The following is a 16774-nucleotide window of genomic DNA, read 5'->3' as shown; positions in this document are numbered from 1 at the left end:
GCATGGCATCGTTGGACACCCTGTTCGAGGCTGCAAGGGCGATTCAGGCCAAGGCCTATGCACCCTATTCGCGCTTCAAGGTCGGTGCTGCGATCGCCACGCCCAGTGGTCAGCTCTTCATCGGATGCAACGTGGAGAACGCGGCCTATCCGGTCGGCTCCTGCGCGGAAGCCGGGGCCATCTCGGCCATGATCGCGGCCGGCGAGAGCCGCATCGCCGAGATCGTCGTGATGGGCGAGGGCGAGCACCTCGTCACGCCGTGCGGCGGCTGCCGCCAGCGCATCCGCGAGTTCGCCACGCCCGATACGCCCATTCACATTGCCGGCCCCGAGGGTATCCGGAAGCGCTTCACGCTCGACGAGCTGTTGCCCTTCTCCTTCGGGCCGGACAACTTGACGGATCGTTAGATTGGATCCGAAGCCTTTTGCGATGATGAAAGGATGGCCTGCGGTTCAGGCCTGAAACGATGACGATGAACCAGATGATTCAGGAAGCGGCCGAATTCGTCCGCGCCCGCGGCTTCGACGGCCATTTCGATGCGGCTTTCGTGCTCGGCACGGGGCTCGGAACCCTCGTCGAAGAGCTGAGCGATGCGGTGAGCCTCCCATACGCGGAGATTCCGCATTTTCCTGGAAGCGGCGTTTCCGGTCATGCCGGCAAGCTCGTGACCGGCTCCCTCGAAGGCAAGCGGGTGCTCCTGTTCCAGGGCCGCGCTCACTATTACGAGACGGGCGATGCAGGGGCGATGCGCATTCCGGTTGCCTTCGTGAAGGAGCTCGGCATTCCGGTCTTGGTCGCCACCAATGCGGCGGGATCGGTGCGCGCCGATATTCGTCCGGGAAGCCTCGTGGCGATCAGCGATCACCTGAACCTCTCGGGCGGCAATCCGCTCCTGCGCGATCACTCCGAGGGCCGCTTCGTCTCGCTCACCAACGCCTACGACGCGGACCTGCGCCGGGTGCTGCAGCGCGCCGCAGGCAAGAGCGGCACCGACCTTCCCGAGGGCGTCTATGCATGGCTCTCCGGCCCGAGCTTCGAGACTCCGGCCGAAATCAGGATGGTGCAGATCCTGGGTGGCGATCTGGTCGGCATGTCGACAGTGCCGGAGGTGATCCTCGCGCGTTATTACGGCCTGAAGGTCGCGGCCATCTCGGTCGTCACGAACCTTGCCGCCGGTATCGAAGGTGCTTCGCCCTCGCATCAGGAAACCAAGGACACGGCGGCGGAAGCGTCAGAGAAGTTCAAGCGTCTCATCCGATCCTTCGTTGCGGAGCTCCCCCATGTCTGATGCGACCATCGCAACCCGCGCGCTGCGCAGTCTCGATCTCACCGACCTGACGGAGACCTGTACCGATCAGGCCATCGATACGCTCTGCAGGAAGGCGGTCGATCCGCACGGGCCGGTAGCGGCCGTCTGCGTGTGGCCGCAATTCGTGAAGCGCGCACAGGAGAACCTGCGGGGATCACCCGTGCGCATCGCCACGGTGGTGAATTTCCCCGCCGGCGGCGAGGATGTGAGCCGCGTCACCGACGACACGCAGGAGGCTCTCTCCGACGGCGCCAACGAGATCGATCTCGTGCTGCCTTACGAGGCCGTGCGGCGAGGCGATCTCGCCGTTGCGGCCGAGATGGTGGAGGCGGTGCGCGATCTCGTCGATCAGGGGCGCCTTTTGAAGGTCATCCTGGAGACGGGCGAGTTGACGGATCCGCACCTCATCGAGGCTGCAAGCCGCATCGCGATCGACGCGGGCGCTGATTTCATCAAGACGTCGACCGGCAAGACGCCGGTATCGGCGACCCCGGAGGCCGCCGAGATCATGCTCAACGTGATCAAAGCGTCGGGCAAGGCGGTCGGGCTCAAGCCCTCCGGCGGCATCCGCACGGTTGCTGACGCGAACATCTATCTCGATCTGGCCGATCGCATCATGGGCCCGGGCTGGGCGACGCCGCGGACATTCCGCATCGGCGCGAGCAGCGTCTATGACGCGCTCATCGCCGCCATCGAGGGACGGGCCGGCACGGCGGCCATCGGAACCTACTGACATGACGCTTCTTCCGCAGGAAATTATCCGCCACAAGCGCGACGGCGGCACGCTCGATCCTGAGCATATCGAGCACTTCATCGAAGGCCTTACGGCAGGCCGTGTCACCGAAGGACAGGCGGCATCCTTCGCGATGGCGATCTTCTTCCAGGGACTGTCCGTGCCCGAGCGCGTGGCCCTGACGCGCGCGATGATGAACTCGGGCACGGTGCTCACCTGGGATCTGCCGGGTCCGGTTCTCGACAAGCATTCGACGGGCGGCGTCGGCGACACGGTCAGCCTCGCGCTCGGGCCTGCGGTCGCGGCCTGCGGCGGCTATGTGCCGATGATCTCCGGACGCGGCCTCGGCCACACGGGCGGCACCCTCGACAAGTTCGATTCCATTCCGGGCTATGTCACGCAGCCCGATATCGACACGTTCCGGCGGGTCACGCGTGAGGTCGGCTGCGCCATCATCGGCCAGACGGCCGATCTTGCGCCGGCCGACAAGCGCCTCTACGCCATCCGCGATGTGACGGCGACGGTCGAGTCGATCGACCTCATCACGGCGTCGATCCTGTCCAAGAAGCTGGCCGCAGGCCTCCAGGGTCTGGTGATGGACGTGAAGTTCGGCACCGGCGCCTTCATGAACAATGCCGAGGATGCGCGAAAGCTCGCCGAAAGCCTCGTGCTCGTGGCCAACGGCGCGGGTCTTCCCACAAGCGCGCTTCTCACCGACATGAACGAGTCGCTGGCTTCCTCGGCCGGCAATGCGGTCGAGATGGCCTATGCGGTCGACTATCTGACCGGGCAGCGTCGCGAGAAACGCTTCCACGAAGTCACCGTGGAACTGTCCGCCGAGATGCTGCTGCTCGGCAAGCTTGCCGCCACCATCGAGGAGGCGCGCGACAGGATCGAACGCGCGATCTCGTCCGGGAAAGCGGCCGAAGTGTTCCAGCGCATGGTGGTCGCTCTCGGCGGTCCTGGCGACTTCCTGGAAAGGCACAAGGCCCATCTGCAGGCTGCGCCGGTCGTTCGCGACATCCACGCCGAGCATGCTGGCGTCGTGCAGAAAGTTGCCGCGCGTGGTATCGGCGTCGCCGTCGTGGCCCTCGGCGGAGGGCGTACACGGCCGCAGGATCCGATCGATCATGCCGTAGGACTCACCGAACTCGCGGCCATCGGCGAGACGGTCGACGCCCACCGTCCGCTCGCCATCGTGCATGCGCGCACCGAAGAGGCGGCGGAGGCGGCCGCGCGGGCGGTGCGCGCCGCCTATGTGATCGATGCCGGCAAGGCTGGCCCCGGCCCGACCATTCTCGACCGGATCGGAGCGACCGCATGAGCCTTCTCGTCGCCGTCACCTGGGAAACGCAGCCCTGGGTCGAACGCTTCAGGCGCCACCTGCCGGACAGGGCCATCGCCGTGCTGGGTGAGGATTTCGACAGAAGTGCCATCCGCTATGTGACGACCTGGGGTCCGAAGCCCGGGAGCCTGTCCCACCTGCCGAATCTCGAAGCGATCTTCTCACTCGGCGCCGGGGTCGATCACCTGATGAGCTATCCCGATCTGCCCGATGTGCCCATCGTGCGCGTGGCGCAGGACGATCTCACCCATCGCATGAGCGAGTACATGGTGCTGCACTGCCTCATGCATCTGCGTGAGCAGCGCCGCTTCGACGAGGACCAGAAGGCGAAGCGTTGGAATCCCGATCGTGCGCCGCCGATCGCCGGCGAGGTCCGAGTCGGCATCATGGGGTTCGGGGTGCTGGGGCAGGATTCCGCCCGCAAGCTGAAGATGATGGGCTTCGACGTGGCGGGCTGGAGCCGCACGTCGAAAGTCGTGGAGGGTTTCGATGTCTATGCGGGCGAGGGGGGACTGACCCCGTTCCTGAACCGCACCGACATTCTCATCGCGCTCATGCCGCTCACGCCGGACACGAAGGGCATCCTCAAACGCTCCCTGTTCGAGAAACTCCCACGGGACGGCAAGCTCGGCGGGCCAATCCTGATCAATGCGGGGCGCGGCAAGCTGCAGGTCGAGGCGGACATCCTCTCCTGCCTTGACGACGGCACGCTGATGGCGGCGACCCTCGACGTGTTCGAGACGGAGCCCCTGCCGGAGTCGTCGCCGCTCTGGACGCATTCTCGCGTGACGATCACGCCGCACAACTCCGCGACGAGCGAGCCGGAAGCGACGGCTCGCTACATCGCGCAGCAGATCCGCCGCCATGAGGCCGGGGAGGTGTTCGAGAACGTGGTCGATCGGGCGCGGGGATATTAGGAAGGGTCCCGGCTTCGATGTCATCACCGGCCTTGTGCCGGTGATCCCGATTGGTTGAAGCGCCGCGCCTTTTAATAGCGGGATGGCCGGGACAAGCCCGGCCATGACGAGAGAAATTGCGGAGAGTTCAGCCGAGCCGCTTGATCGAGCTGATCGGCCCGTAGCTCGTCTTACGGATGCGCTCCTCGGCGACGGCGAGCGGCTCGATCATGACGGTCATGCTGTGGCCAGTGGCGTGGATGAAGTTGCTGGCATCCATCATCAATCCCACATGGCCTTTCCAGAACACGAGATCGCCGCGCTGGAGGCCACTTAAGCTCGGCGTCACCTCGATAGGCGTGCCGAGCGCGCGCTCCTGCATGTCGCTGTCGCGCGGCGCCTTGATCCCGGCGGCGGTCAGCGCGGTCTGCGCCAGTCCCGAGCAGTCGATGCCGAGGCTGGTCTTGCCGCCCCAGAGATAGGGCGTGTGCAGGAAGCGTTCGGCGACGCTCACGTAATCGGCCTCGAACGCATCGAGCCCGCTCAGATGCGCGGCAAAGACCCAGCCGCCGGTGGCGAGGCGCGCGTAGTCGCCCTGCGTGTCCGTCACGATCACCTGGGAGTTCAGCGTTAGGTAGTCCTGAAAGGGCAGCTTCAGGTTGGGGCCCGGATAGATGAAGGTTCGGATCGCCCGGACCCTGTGGGTCGGCTCCGGTCCGGGTTCGCTCAGAGCCTCGCTCGACAGATAGCCCACATAGCCATCGTCCCGGAGCTGCACCCAGGCCCAGCCCTCGTGCTCGTCGTAGACCGTCGCGCTTTCCCCGAAGATCGCCTGCGTGTCGACGGGCGCCTCGCGGGAGGGATGGCGGTGCAGGGGCGAGAACGCGGAGGCGACACGCTTGACCGTGCCGGTGGTGAAGCGCTCGGCCTCGACCTGTCCGCGCAGGCGCTCATCGGCCAGATCCGCGCGGACGGGCGTGATGCGGCGGTCGAAACTCATCGGGGCGGCTCCTGAACGATCATCCCGTCTTCTACCCTGTTCGCGGCATTTCCGCCATCGGCTCAGGCGCCATAGCGCTCCTTCACGAGAGCATACATCGCGCGCGCCGCCTGCACCTCGCCGCCTTCGGGCCGGGCGGGCTTGGTGGAATTGTTCCAGGCGAAGATGTCGAAATGCACATGCGCCTTGGCCGACGACACGAAGCGCCGCAGGAACAGGGCCGCCGTGATCGAGCCCCCCATGGGCCCACCGGTGTTGTTCATATCGGCGAACTTGGAATCGAGCTGGCTCTGATAGGGCGTCCAGAGCGGCATGCGCCAGACGGGGTCGTTCACCGCCGTCCCGTGGCGGGCGATGTCGGCCGCCAGTGCATCGTCATCGGTGTAGAAGGGCGGCAGCTCGGGACCGAGCGCCACGCGGGCAGCGCCCGTGAGCGTGGCGAAATCGACCAGGAGATCGGGGCTCTCCTCGTCCGCCAGTGCCAGCGCATCGGCCAGGATGAGCCGACCTTCCGCATCGGTGTTGCCGATCTCGACCGTGATGCCCTTGCGGCTCGGCAGAATGTCGCCGGGGCGGAAGGCATTGCTGGAGATGGAGTTCTCGACCGCCGGGATGAGGACGCGCAGACGCACCGGCAGTCCGGCATCCATGATCATCGAGGCGAGCGCGAGGGTGGCGGCCGCGCCCCCCATGTCCTTGCGCATGAGCAGCATCGAGGAGGCGGGCTTGATGTCGAGACCGCCGGTATCAAACGCCACACCCTTGCCCACCAGTGTGACGCGCGGCGCGTCCGCCTTGCCCCAGGTGAAATCGATCAGGCGCGGCGGCGTGATGGAGGCGCGTCCGACCGCATGGATCATCGGAAAGTTCTGCGCCAGCAGATCGTCACCGACGATGCTGGTGAAGGAGGCTCCATGCCGCTCGGCCAGTTCACGTGCGGCGGCTTCGATGCCGTCGGGGCCGAGATCGCTGGTGGGCGTGTTGACGAGGTCGCGGCTCGTGACCACCGCATGGGCGATATGCGAAACCTCCTCGGCATCGACGCCGTCGGGCGTCACGAGGCGAACGGACTTCTCGCTGCGGCGGCGGTAGCGGTCGAAGCTGTAGCTGCCCAGAAGCCAGGCGAGGGTGGCGAGCGTCGGATCCGGCGCGCCGGTCTCGAAGCGGTAGATGCCGTCCGGCAGAAGGGTCGGAAGCTTGCCGACCAGAAACGGATCGCTGTGCCTGGAATCCGCGCCGTTGAGGCCGAAGACGACGCCCGCGAGGCCACCGTCCGTATCGGGGAGCAGGCAGTGGCTCCCGGCCTTGCCCTCGAAGCCCTGCGCCTTCGCGAAGGCTTGCGCGATCGGCGGCAGCTGCCCGACGATCTCCGGCCAGGTCTGCTCGTTGACGAGCCAGATGGGCTTCGACGTGTCGTTCGCGGAGGCGAGGAGGGGATGGGGCATCGGCTTGGACCTTGACGGTTATGAGCGAGTGTTGAGGCCGGTTCTAAGGGCGGAAGCGGCCCGTGTCACCCTGGATCGAATGCAACCCATCCTTCCGGCGGAGAGGAACGCCGGGTTAGGTGATGACGTGGTGTGGACGAACGCTGGTGTTCTTCAAGCACCGCGCCCTAGCCTCGCGCTCAACTCTTCATCCCGCCGCAAGGGGAGGGAGGATCCCTGTCTAGGACGATTGAAAACGTCAGCCCAGGGCGTGCTGCCGGACGACCCGGGCCAAGCCGGCGATGAGGGCCTGCTGCGTGTCCTTCGTCTCCGCCGCGATGTCGTGGCGCTTGAGGGCTTGGATGTAGAGCTCGGCGCGCTCCGGCGCGGCCAGGATGGTGACGGAGTCGGGGCGGCCGAACTGCGCCAGCGCCCCGTTGATCTCGTCGCCGGTCAGCAAACCGGAGAGATAAGGCGCCAGAAGATTGCTGTTCATCCGCCCCGACACCACGGAGGCGCGGGCGCTGAACAGGAGGTGGAGCAGGCCGACCCTGTTCGCGCCGCTATTGCGCTCCGCGGCGTCCATGCCGAGGTCGAAGCCCTTCGGGTCTTCCGGCTCGGTGGCCGGCCGGCCGATCATGGAGTGCTCGCGCAGGAGCGCGTACATCTCGCCGGTCATGTAGGTGGCGAAGCGCTCGATGCGCCCGTTCCTCATCTCGATCCATTTCGGATGGGTGCCCGCCGAGCAGATCAATCCGTTCTCGATGCCGGCGCCGAGAACCAGTGTCTCCTCGCCGCGCATTACGTCGGCCGCGCCGGGGGCGGGCTCGCAGAACAGGCCGGGAATGATGTAGCCCTGCCGGCCGTTCTCCAGATTCACCGGCACGAGCGCCCGGGCGATCTCGGCCGGGCCGGCCGGGCAGGTGGCGTAAGGCGCCTCGACCCAGCCCTCGCGGCTTCCCACCATGCCGACGAGCAGCACCGGCGCATCCGGCTCGGCCTTCAGCCAGTGCCCGCACTGACGCAGGAACACGTCGCGGTGCTGGCCCTTTTGCAGGGCCGAGACGCCCTCGTTCGACGAGACCTGATCGAGAATGGTTTCGTCCTCGATCAAGTAGCCACGAAAGCGGGTCGTTCCCCAATCGGCGACGATGAAGCGCAAGATGGATGATCCTTGATTAGCGCGTTCCGTACATCCGGTCGCCGGCATCGCCGAGGCCCGGCACGATATAGCCGTGGTCGTTGAGGCGCTCGTCGATGGACGCGGTCCAGATATCTACGTCCGGATGCGCGCCGCGCAGCTTCTCGATGCCCTCGGGCGCCGCGAGCAGGCAGACGAAGCGCAGGTCCTTGGCGCCGCGCTCCTTCAGCCGGTCGATGGCCGCCACCGCGGAGTTGGCCGTTGCCAGCATCGGGTCGAGTACCAGAACCATGCGGTCGGCAAGGTCCGAGGGAGCCTTGAAGTAGTATTCCACGGCCTGGAGGGATTCCGGATCCCGGTAGAGGCCGATATGGGCCACACGGGCGGCGGGCACCAGTGTGAGCATGCCGTCGAGGAAGCCGACGCCCGCGCGCAGGATGGGGGCGAAAACGAGCTTCTTGCCGGCGATCTGCGCGCCTTCCATGGTGGTGAGCGGCGTCTCGATCTGGATGCGCTCCATGGGCAGGTCGCGGGTGACCTCGTAGCAGAGCAGCATGCCGATTTCGTTGAGGAGCTGGCGGAAGCCTTTCGTCGAGCGCTCCCTGTCCCGCATCAGGGTCAGCTTGTGCTGAACCAGCGGATGATCGACCACCGTGACGCCCTGCATGCTTTTTCCCTCTTTGATCGTCGTCTGCTGATTCATCTAAAACACTGTCCCGTCACTGATCACGCTGAGAGGGGGCGAGCCGTCGCCGCACCTCTCCTTCGCCAGTCTTCGCCCCGTCGCCCAGGTGCCGCCTTCCAGCACCTTGGCCAGGGGAAAGTCGCCTGCCGCGAATCCTAGTTTCGCCCGGATTGGTTCGGCAATGCGGTCGAGAAGAGCCACGGTCAAGGCCCGCCATTCCACCACAAGCCGGGAATCCACCGCGTGAGCGCGGGCGGCGTCGGCCGGGTCTTTGAGGGCGATCACGCCCGTGTCGAGAAAAAGGCCACCGTTGCGGTATTCGGGCAGGCCTGTGAGGCCATCAACATCGATGACGGTGAACCCGGCCCATTCGAGCGGCTCGATCAGCGAATAGGACAGCCACTGGGACAATTTGTGGAAGGGGATCAATCCCTTCGTGACATCCGACGCTTCCACCAGGGGATGGCGCCAGGTATCGCCGAGGTCAACCCCGCCCAGGGTGATGCGGCCCGGCCATATGGCACCAAGGTGGGTGAGCAGCGCCTCGAGAATGGATGTCGCCTTGATCTCGTCGTCCTCGGAGGTTGCCGCGATGACATCGAACAGCCCGCCTGGCCTCGGATCGTCGACCTGGCCGAAGATGTCCGGGTTCGTCGCGACGACGCGGCCCAGGCGGTTGAGCAGAGCGGCGCGGCCCTCGAGACCCACGAGCGGATTGTCGTCTGAGACCTGGAAGCCGGATGCCAAGTCCTCGGGCGTGAGGGTCATCAGGACATCCGCGTCCACGCGGAACGGGTCTTCCGGCCTGCTGGAAAAGGCGCCGCTCACGAACATGTCGAAGCTCGCCACCGCCAGACCTTCGGACCGGATATACGTCTCGCCCGTGCGGCCCTCCTCGTAGCGCCATTGCGCGCCCGCGCCCGCATCGAGCAGGACGGACACGATGGCGAGATCGAAGGCCGAGCGGGCCATGTCGGCAGCGGTTTCCCAGGGGGCGCCGTGCATCACCGCATCCCACCGCTCATGGCCGCCGGCGGCGAAGTGGCGCCAACGGGCATGGAAGGGAATGTCGAGGGACGGATAGGCCTCGCGGATCGTCGTCACGACCTCCTCGGCGCAGGGCTCGAGCCGGCCGAGATCGACCGTGAAATGATCGAGACGGCCTTCAAGTCCCGCTTGCAGGAGCTGGTGCGAGCGTTCGCGCACCGCTGCCGCGGTCAAGAGGCTTCGGGCGGCTTTGGTCTCTGAAGACAGGTCAGTCTGGTCCGTCACGCGGGGCTCCGGTGCTCTCGGGTCGGGAGCGATAGCATAGTCTCGTGGCCGCGCAGCATCCCGGCGCGCGACCGTTTGACGAGAAGGTTAAGATGCGAGCGTCAGAACCGCTCCAGATCGCGGCCCTTCACGCGCTCGAGTTCCGACGCATCCGGCGCGCCATCGGGCGTGTAGTAGCCGGCAGCCTTCTTGGCCTCCAGTTCCACCTGTGCATCCGGGGGCACCAGCTCGGCCGGGATCGGCACGCGCTCGACCACCTCGATGCCCGATCCGGTGATGGCGTCGTACTTCATGTTCGACATGGACATGAGCCTGTCGATGCGCCGGATGCCGAGCCATTGCAGAACGTCAGGCATCAGCTGCTGGAAGCGCGCGTCCTGCACGCCTGCCACGCATTCGGTGCGTTCGAAATAGGTGGTGGCCTGGTCGCCGCCTTCCTGCCGCTTGCGGGCATTGTACACGAGGAACTTGGTGACTTCTCCGAGCGCCCGGCCTTCCTTGCGATTATAGGCGATCACGCCGACGCCACCCTCCTGGGCTTCCCGCACGCATTCCTCGATGCCGTGCACGAGGTAGGGGCGGCAGGTGCAGATGTCGGAGCCGAACACGTCCGAGCCGTTGCATTCGTCGTGGACCCGGCAGGCGATGCGGGTCTTCGGGTCGCTCAGGCGCGACACGTCGCCGACCACGTAGACCGTGGTGTTGCCGATCGGCGGCAGGAATACGCTCATGTCGGGCCGGGTGACGAGCTCCGGGAACATGCCGCCGGTCTGCTCGAACAGGGTACGGCGCAACTCGCCCTCGGAGCAGCCGAAGCGCTGGGCGATGCCGGGCAGGTACCAGACCGGATCGACCGCGATCTTCGTGACCGAGATGTCGCCGGATTCGTGCAGGAAGCCGCCGTCGGCCTTCAAGCGCTTCGCCCCCATGGCGCCGAGGATCTCGGGCATGTTGAGGCGCGCTTTGGTGACTGCGATGCTCGGGCGGATGTCGAGACCGCCGGCGATCTCGTCCTTGTAGACTTCGCCGACCAGATGGCCCCAGGGATCGAGGGACACGATCCTGCCCGGCTCGAACCACTGCGGATGCGGACCGATCTCGGCGGTCGGATGGGTGTTGTGAAGATCGGGCCGTGCCAAGGGGTTGAGCGCCCGTGCCGAGATGGCGAGCGCCCGGTAGAGGGAGTAGGAGCCGCCGTGGGCGCCGATCACGTTGCGGTCGGCCGGATTGGTCACGGTCCCGATGATCGGGCCGCGCTCCTGGGGATCCTTCGCTCCCCACTTGATCGGATGCTTGATGGTGCCGGCATTCGGCTCGGGATGGGAGGTGAGCCGGATATGGGTCGAGCGGTTAGGCGAGGTCATGAACGATCTTCCACGCAAAAACGGGAAGACTCCCTCGACCGATCGTCGGAGAGCCTCCATACGATCTATGGGAGACTGATCCAAAGTTGCGGGGCCGTCAATGCCCCAAAATCGGCTCGGGCGCAGCGTCGATCTGAAATAAAGATGAAGCTTCAGCAACTTGCTGGCCGCAGTATCTAAACCGCAGAGCTTTGGCCCGTTGGAGAAGATTCGCGTTCTTCTCGATGAGAGATGAGCGTTCAGAAGGGCGAAGATGGTCGCACAACCCGAGCATCCTACTTGCTTCGGTCAGGAACTTTATTTGGGAGTTTATGTATACGCACCTCCCTTTTCGATTTTTGATGTGCTTGTACTCATCCCGCACGGCTGCGGCTGCAATCATCTCAGCTTTGAGACCAGAGATAGCAGCCGCGCATTGATCTTCTGCTGCAGCTTGTCCTTGGCATGTCGCCAGAATTGCCGAGACAATCCAGCCCAGACGGATCGCTGAGGCTTTCATGCATGACTCACTGAGTTAGCCAGGATCTCCCACTATTGTTAACGCCAAGGCGGAGATGATGCAACACAGTTGCGCCAATATCGGCAAAGCTCTCGCGCCGGCCGATCGGTCCCTGCGTCACGCCCTGCCCGAAGCTCAGGATCGGCACGTGCTCGCGGGTATGGTCGGAGCCCGGCCAGGAGGGATCGTTGCCGTGATCGGCCGTGATGATGACGAGGTCGCCGTCCTTCAGAGCCGCCTCGATCTCCGGGATGCGCCGGTCGAAGGCCTCCAGGGCGGCAGCATAGCCGGGAATGTCGCGGCGATGGCCGAACTCGCTGTCGAAATCGACCAGGTTGGCGAAGACGAAGCCGCCGTCCGGCAGGTCCTTCATCGCCGCGATGGCGGCGGACAGGCAGGCGTCGTTGCCGTTGGGCTTCACCTCCCGGCCGGTGCCGCGATGGGCGAAGATGTCGCCGATCTTGCCGACCGTGACCACCGGGCGCCCGGCCTTCGTCAACGTGTCCAGGATGGTGTCGGCCGGCGGCGGCGTGGCGAAGTCCTTGCGGTTGCCGGTGCGCCTGAAACCACCCTCGGGCGAGCCGACGAAGGGGCGGGCGATCACGCGGCCGATCTTGTAGGCGTCGCAGAGCTCGCGCCCGATCCGGCAGAGCTCGTAGAGCCGCTCCAGCCCGAAGGTTTCCTCGTGGGCGGCGATCTGCAGTACGCTGTCGACGGACGTGTAGAAGATCGGCTTTCCGGTGCGCATGTGCTCCGCGCCGAACTCGTCGATGACGGCGGTGCCGGAGGCGTGCTTGTTGCCGAGAATGCCCGGAAGTGCGCCGCGCGCGACGAACGCCGCAGTCAGTTCCTCCGGGAAGGTCGGAACCGTGTTGGGGAAGTAGCCCCAGTCGAAGGTGACGGGGACGCCCGCGATCTCCCAATGGCCCGAGGGCGTGTCCTTGCCCCGGGAGGTCTCGACCCCGTAACCCCAGAAGCCTTTCGGAGAGCCCTTCAAGGCAATCTGCGGCGCCAGACCGGGCGGCACGCGTCCCGACGAGGCCTCGCAGGCCGCGCCGAGGCCGAGCGTCGTCAAGTGCGGGAGCCGAAGCGGGCCCTCACGGAGGCCCGCCTGGTCGCCCCGGCCGGCCGCGCAGGCCTCGGCGATATGCCCGACCGTGTCGGCGCCGGCATCGCCATAGACGTCCGCATCCTCGGCCCCGCCGATACCGACGGAATCGAGCACGATGAGAAGAGCGCGAGGCATGTCGTCCTGTCCTTCAAGCCGCGAGAATCACGACTGATACGGCATTGCGGGGAAAGATGCGATGCTCTCTAAGGGTGGGGGTGTCCCCCATGATCGTGCCCCTCATGGGCATGGACATGCTGATCGAGCGGGCATTCCTGGCCGTGATCGTCGGTCCCCGGCCGGTGGATCTCGATCTGAAGGGTCGCGTGCCCGATCCCGAAATGGGCTCTCAGCTCCCGCTGAGCCTCCGCCAGAAAGCGGTCGCCCGGATGCCCGCCGGGCATGACGAGATGAGCCGTCATCGCCGTCTCGGTGGTGCTCACCGCCCAGACATGGAGGTGGTGGACCCGGGCGACGCCCGGCATCGCTTCGAGCGATCGCCGCACCGCCGGCACGGCGATGCCGTGCGGCACGCCGTGGAGGGACAGCGCCAGAGACTGCTTCAGCAACCCCCAGGTTCCCCAGACGATGACGGCCGCGATGACGAGGCTCAGAACCGGATCGATCCAATCGGCTCCGGTCCAGAGGATGGCGAGGCCTCCGAGAACGACCCCAAGGGACACGGCCGCATCCGCCACCATGTGGAGGAACGCGCCGCGGATGTTGAGGTCGTGCTGGCCGCCCATGAACAGGAACGCCGTGAACCCGTTCACGAGAATGCCAATGGCGGCCACGACCATCATGGTGCCGGCCGCGACCGGCGTCGGCTCGATCAGCCGCTGGACGGATTCCCAGACGATGCCGCCCACCGCGACCAGCAGGAGGAGGGCGTTGAACAAAGCGGCCAGGATAGAGCTCGAGCGCAGCCCGTAGGTGAACCGCTCGGTGGGTCCGCGCCGCGCGAGCAGGGCCGCGCCCCACGCGATGGCGAGGCCGAGCACGTCGCTCAAGTTATGGCCGGCATCCGAGAGCAGGGCCATGGAATCGGCCCAGAAGCCGTATCCCGCCTCGATGGCCACGAAGGCGAGATTGAGCATGATGCCGATCGCGAAGGCACGTCCGTGGCCGGCCTGAGGGGCATGGGAATGCCCGTGATGCTGACGGCCGGCCGAATGGTGGTGCGCATCCATGATGGAAAACTTGTAAGCCCTAGTCTCGAACGGCGTTCGAGGCAGCCGTCTCGAGATTGAAGGCGGCGGCGAAGAGCGCCCGGGTATAATCGGTGCGGGGGGCGGCGAAGATGCTCTCGGCCGATCCTTCCTCGACGATTTTGCCGTTCTGCATCACCACCACGTGGTTCGCGAGCGCCCGCACCACCTTGAGATCGTGGCTGATGAACATGTAGGCAAGGTTGCGCCGCTTCTGAAGGTCGCGCAGCAATTCCACGATCTGCGCCTGCACGGACATGTCGAGGGCCGAGGTCGGCTCGTCGAGCATGATGAATTGCGGTTCGAGCGCCATGGCGCGGGCGATGGCGATGCGTTGGCGCTGGCCGCCGGAGAATTCGTGCGGATAGCGGTCCATGGTCGACGGGTCGAGGCCGACATCCTGCAGCGCCTTGGCGACGATCTCGCGGCGCTGCGCGTAAGAGAGCGCCTTGTTCTGGACCAACAGCCCTTCCTCGACGATCTCGGCCACGGACATGCGCGGCGAGAGGGAGCCGTAGGGATCCTGGAACACCACCTGCAGGTCCTTGCGCATCGGGCGGATCTCTTTTCCGCGCATGCCGTCGATGCGGTTGCCGAGGAAGACGATCGGGCCTTCTGACTGCACGAGGCGCAGGATGGCAAGACCGAGCGTCGTCTTGCCCGAACCGGATTCGCCCACCACCCCGACGGTCTCGCCCCGGCGCACCCTCACGGACACGCCGTCGACCGCCTTCACATGACCGACGGTCTTCTGGAAGAAGCCGCGCTTGATCGGAAACCAGACCTTGATCGGTCCGGCATCGACGATCACAGGCGCATCGTTCGGAACCGGATTGGCGCGGCCCTTCGGTTCCGCGGCCAAGAGCCTCTGCGTGTAGGGATGCTGAGGGTTGCCGAACACCTCGGCGACCGTTCCCTGCTCGACGATCTTGCCCTTGAGCATCACGCAGACGCGGTCGGCCACTTTTCGCACGATGCCAAGGTCATGGGTAATGAACAGCATCGACATGTTGAGCCTACTCTTCAGCTCGGCGAGGAGCTTCAGGATCTGCGCCTGCACGGTCACGTCGAGGGCGGTGGTCGGCTCGTCGGCGATGAACAGATCTGGCTCATTGGCGAGCGCCATGGCGATCATCACGCGCTGGCGCTGGCCGCCGGAGAGCTGGTGCGGGTATGCGCCCAGGCGGCTTTCCGCGTCCCGGATGCCGACGAGCTGCAGGAGTTCGAGCGTGCGGGCGCGGGCCTGGCGATCCGAGAGGCCCCGGTGAAGCGTGAGGATCTCGCCGATCTGCCGGTCGATGGTGTGGAGCGGGTTGAGCGATGTCATCGGCTCCTGGAACACCATGGTGATGTCGTCGCCCCGGACCTTGCGCATCTCGTCCTCGTCGGCGGCGATCAGGTCCTTGCCCTTGAACAGGATGCGCCCGGACGGGTGATGCGCGGACGGATAGGGCAGCAGCTTGAGGGCGGACAGGGCCGTGACGGACTTGCCCGAACCGGACTCGCCCACCAGCGCCACCGTCTCGCCCGGCATGACGTCGAAAGACACGCGGTCGACCGCCAGCATGTCGCCCGCGCCCTGCCGGAAGGCGACGGAGAGATCCTGGACGGAGAGGAGGGGCTCGGTCATCGAAACGTCTTCCGCGGATCGAAGGCGTCGCGCACCGCTTCGCCGATGAAGATGAGGAGGCTGAGCATGATGGCGATCACGAAGAAGCCCGCCAGGCCGAGCCACGGCGCCTGAAGGTTGGCCTTGCCCTGGGCGAGCAGTTCGCCGAGCGAGGGCGAGCCGGGCGGCAGGCCGAAGCCGAGGAAGTCCAGGGAGGTGAGCGTCGAGATCGAGCCGTTGATGATGAACGGCATGAAGGTCAGCGTCGCCACCATGGCGTTCGGCAGGAGGTGCTTGAACATGATGGTGCCGTTGGACAGTCCCAGAGCCCGGGCGGCACGGACGTATTCGAAATTCCTGGCGCGCAGGAACTCGGCGCGCACCACGCCCACCAGCGACACCCAGGAAAACAGCAGCAGGATGCCGAGCAGCACGAAGAAGCTCGGCGTGATGACGGCCGAGATGATGATGAGGAGGTAAAGCGACGGGATCGCCGTCCAGATCTCGATGAAGCGCTGGAACAGGAGGTCGGTCCAGCCGCCGTAATAGCCCTGCACGGCACCGGCGAGAATGCCCACGATGGATGAGATGCCGGCCAGGGTGAGGCCGAACAGAACCGAGATGCGGAACCCGTAGATCAGGCGCGCGACGACGTCGCGCCCCTGGTCGTCGGTCCCGAGCCAGTTCCACTCGATGTCCCGGCAGCCGGTGCCGCCGGTGCGCTCGGCGATGGGGCGGCATTGCTCGTCGGTGAGCATCCAGGTGGGCGGGGCCGGTGCGGGAACGGGAAGGTCGAGATTGTGCGTGTTGTAGGAGAAGCGGACCGGCGCCCAGAGCATCCAGCCGTTGTCCTGGATCTCCTTGGCGATGACCGGATCGCGGTAATCGGTCTGAGCCAGGAAGCCGCCGAACTTCTCCTCCGGGTAATCCACGAAGGCCGGATAGAGCAGCTCGCCCTTGTAGGAGGCGAGGATCGGCTTGTCGTTGGCGATCAGCTCCGCGAAGAGGCTGAGCACGAAGAGGATCATGAAGATCCAGAACGACCAGTAGCCGCGACGGTTGGCCTTGAAGTTCTGAAGCCGCCGCCGATTCAGCGGCGAGAGCCTGATGAAGCCCTCTTTCGGCAGGGGCGGGGCGACCGGCGAGGAGGCCGGCGAGACCAGGGGCACGTTCTCGTTCAT

16 protein-coding genes are annotated in these 16774 nt (G+C 65.8%); 5 read left to right on the top strand and 11 right to left on the bottom strand.

The annotated features are described in order from the left end of the window. The first annotated feature begins 2 nt into the window (after positions 1 to 2). From cdd to KBI52_RS24055, 5 genes are read left to right on the top strand one after another with little or no spacing between them, the layout of a single operon-like run. Positions 3 to 407 carry a cytidine deaminase gene (cdd, locus tag KBI52_RS24075; RefSeq protein ID WP_173948451.1) on the top strand — a complete coding sequence of 135 codons (405 nt, stop codon included), beginning with the start codon at positions 3 to 5 and terminating at the stop codon, positions 405 to 407. A gap of 59 nt (positions 408 to 466) precedes the next feature. Next, positions 467 to 1288: a purine-nucleoside phosphorylase gene (locus KBI52_RS24070; RefSeq protein WP_173948450.1), complete on the top strand. Its 822-nt coding sequence runs from the start codon at positions 467 to 469 to the stop codon at positions 1286 to 1288. Continuing rightward, positions 1281 to 2042: a deoxyribose-phosphate aldolase gene (gene deoC, locus KBI52_RS24065; RefSeq protein WP_210811996.1), complete on the top strand. Its 762-nt coding sequence runs from the start codon at positions 1281 to 1283 to the stop codon at positions 2040 to 2042. Before KBI52_RS24070 ends, deoC begins: the two co-directional genes overlap by 8 nt. Position 2043: 1 nt before the next feature. Then, positions 2044 to 3366, top strand: a complete 1323-nt coding sequence (gene deoA, locus KBI52_RS24060; RefSeq protein ID WP_173948448.1) for a thymidine phosphorylase — start codon at positions 2044 to 2046, stop codon at positions 3364 to 3366. After that, a complete protein-coding gene (locus tag KBI52_RS24055; protein ID WP_210811995.1) occupies positions 3363 to 4304 on the top strand; it encodes a glyoxylate/hydroxypyruvate reductase A in 942 nt (313 codons plus the stop codon). The genes deoA and KBI52_RS24055 overlap by 4 nt, the downstream gene beginning before the upstream one ends. A gap of 127 nt (positions 4305 to 4431) precedes the next feature. Here the strand turns inward: KBI52_RS24055 and KBI52_RS24050 are convergent, their stop codons facing one another. The 11 genes from KBI52_RS24050 to KBI52_RS24000 all read right to left on the bottom strand — a co-directional run bounded on the left by KBI52_RS24050 (position 4432) and on the right by KBI52_RS24000 (position 16774). Next, entirely contained in the window at positions 4432 to 5283 is an 852-nt protein-coding gene (locus tag KBI52_RS24050; protein WP_173948446.1) for a C40 family peptidase, read from the bottom strand. A gap of 62 nt (positions 5284 to 5345) precedes the next feature. Further along, positions 5346 to 6728, bottom strand: coding sequence for a M17 family metallopeptidase (locus tag KBI52_RS24045; RefSeq protein ID WP_210811994.1), 1383 nt, complete (start codon positions 6726 to 6728; stop codon positions 5346 to 5348). Positions 6729 to 6966: 238 nt separating this feature from the next. Then, positions 6967 to 7869 (bottom strand): 2-dehydro-3-deoxygalactonokinase, encoded by a 903-nt coding sequence (locus KBI52_RS24040; protein ID WP_210811993.1) that lies wholly within the window; start codon positions 7867 to 7869, stop codon positions 6967 to 6969. A gap of 16 nt (positions 7870 to 7885) precedes the next feature. Then, the gene (gene upp / locus KBI52_RS24035) at positions 7886 to 8515 is read right to left on the bottom strand and encodes a uracil phosphoribosyltransferase (RefSeq protein WP_173948443.1); all 630 of its coding nucleotides are present in this window, start codon (positions 8513 to 8515) and stop codon (positions 7886 to 7888) included. Positions 8516 to 8551: 36 nt separating this feature from the next. After that, entirely contained in the window at positions 8552 to 9805 is a 1254-nt protein-coding gene (locus KBI52_RS24030) for a URC4/urg3 family protein (RefSeq protein WP_210811992.1), read from the bottom strand. Between the two features lie 101 nt (positions 9806 to 9906). Next, the gene (locus KBI52_RS24025; protein ID WP_210811991.1) at positions 9907 to 11169 is read right to left on the bottom strand and encodes a GTP cyclohydrolase II; all 1263 of its coding nucleotides are present in this window, start codon (positions 11167 to 11169) and stop codon (positions 9907 to 9909) included. Positions 11170 to 11266: 97 nt separating this feature from the next. Next, a complete protein-coding gene (locus KBI52_RS24020) occupies positions 11267 to 11668 on the bottom strand; it encodes a hypothetical protein (RefSeq protein WP_173948440.1) in 402 nt (133 codons plus the stop codon). Between the two features lie 7 nt (positions 11669 to 11675). Beyond that, positions 11676 to 12914, bottom strand: coding sequence for a phosphopentomutase (locus tag KBI52_RS24015; RefSeq protein WP_173948439.1), 1239 nt, complete (start codon positions 12912 to 12914; stop codon positions 11676 to 11678). Between the two features lie 68 nt (positions 12915 to 12982). Beyond that, positions 12983 to 13966, bottom strand: coding sequence for a cation diffusion facilitator family transporter (locus KBI52_RS24010; RefSeq protein WP_210811990.1), 984 nt, complete (start codon positions 13964 to 13966; stop codon positions 12983 to 12985). 19 nt (positions 13967 to 13985) lie between these two features. Next, complete coding sequence (locus KBI52_RS24005; protein WP_173948437.1) at positions 13986 to 15614, bottom strand: ABC transporter ATP-binding protein; 1629 nt, start codon at positions 15612 to 15614, stop codon at positions 13986 to 13988. Further along, entirely contained in the window at positions 15611 to 16774 is a 1164-nt protein-coding gene (locus KBI52_RS24000; RefSeq protein WP_210811989.1) for an ABC transporter permease, read from the bottom strand. The genes KBI52_RS24005 and KBI52_RS24000 overlap by 4 nt, the downstream gene beginning before the upstream one ends.

The organism is Microvirga sp. HBU67558 (assembly GCF_018069605.1).
In the GTDB taxonomy this organism is placed as follows: Bacteria; Pseudomonadota; Alphaproteobacteria; order Rhizobiales; family Beijerinckiaceae; genus Microvirga; species Microvirga terrae.
Note: the sequence above shows the minus strand (reverse complement) of the source record. Positions and strands in the feature narration are given on the sequence as shown.

Bases quoted from the DNA above. Each gene is read 5' to 3' on its own strand.
- KBI52_RS24025 (WP_210811991.1), bottom strand. From the start codon at position 11,169: ATGACCTCGCCTAACCGCTCGACCCATATCCGGCTCACCTCCCATCCC.
- KBI52_RS24020 (WP_173948440.1), bottom strand. From the start codon at position 11,668: ATGAAAGCCTCAGCGATCCGTCTGGGCTGGATTGTCTCGGCAATTCTG.
- deoA (WP_173948448.1), top strand. From the start codon at position 2,044: ATGACGCTTCTTCCGCAGGAAATTATCCGCCACAAGCGCGACGGCGGC.
- KBI52_RS24015 (WP_173948439.1), bottom strand. From the start codon at position 12,914: ATGCCTCGCGCTCTTCTCATCGTGCTCGATTCCGTCGGTATCGGCGGG.
- KBI52_RS24045 (WP_210811994.1), bottom strand. From the start codon at position 6,728: ATGCCCCATCCCCTCCTCGCCTCCGCGAACGACACGTCGAAGCCCATC.
- upp (WP_173948443.1), bottom strand. From the start codon at position 8,515: ATGCAGGGCGTCACGGTGGTCGATCATCCGCTGGTTCAGCACAAGCTG.
- KBI52_RS24005 (WP_173948437.1), bottom strand. From the start codon at position 15,614: ATGACCGAGCCCCTCCTCTCCGTCCAGGATCTCTCCGTCGCCTTCCGG.
- KBI52_RS24000 (WP_210811989.1), bottom strand. From the start codon at position 16,774: ATGAACGAGAACGTGCCCCTGGTCTCGCCGGCCTCCTCGCCGGTCGCC.
- KBI52_RS24050 (WP_173948446.1), bottom strand. From the start codon at position 5,283: ATGAGTTTCGACCGCCGCATCACGCCCGTCCGCGCGGATCTGGCCGAT.
- KBI52_RS24055 (WP_210811995.1), top strand. From the start codon at position 3,363: ATGAGCCTTCTCGTCGCCGTCACCTGGGAAACGCAGCCCTGGGTCGAA.
- KBI52_RS24010 (WP_210811990.1), bottom strand. From the start codon at position 13,966: ATGGATGCGCACCACCATTCGGCCGGCCGTCAGCATCACGGGCATTCC.
- deoC (WP_210811996.1), top strand. From the start codon at position 1,281: ATGTCTGATGCGACCATCGCAACCCGCGCGCTGCGCAGTCTCGATCTC.
- cdd (WP_173948451.1), top strand. From the start codon at position 3: ATGGCATCGTTGGACACCCTGTTCGAGGCTGCAAGGGCGATTCAGGCC.
- KBI52_RS24070 (WP_173948450.1), top strand. From the start codon at position 467: ATGACGATGAACCAGATGATTCAGGAAGCGGCCGAATTCGTCCGCGCC.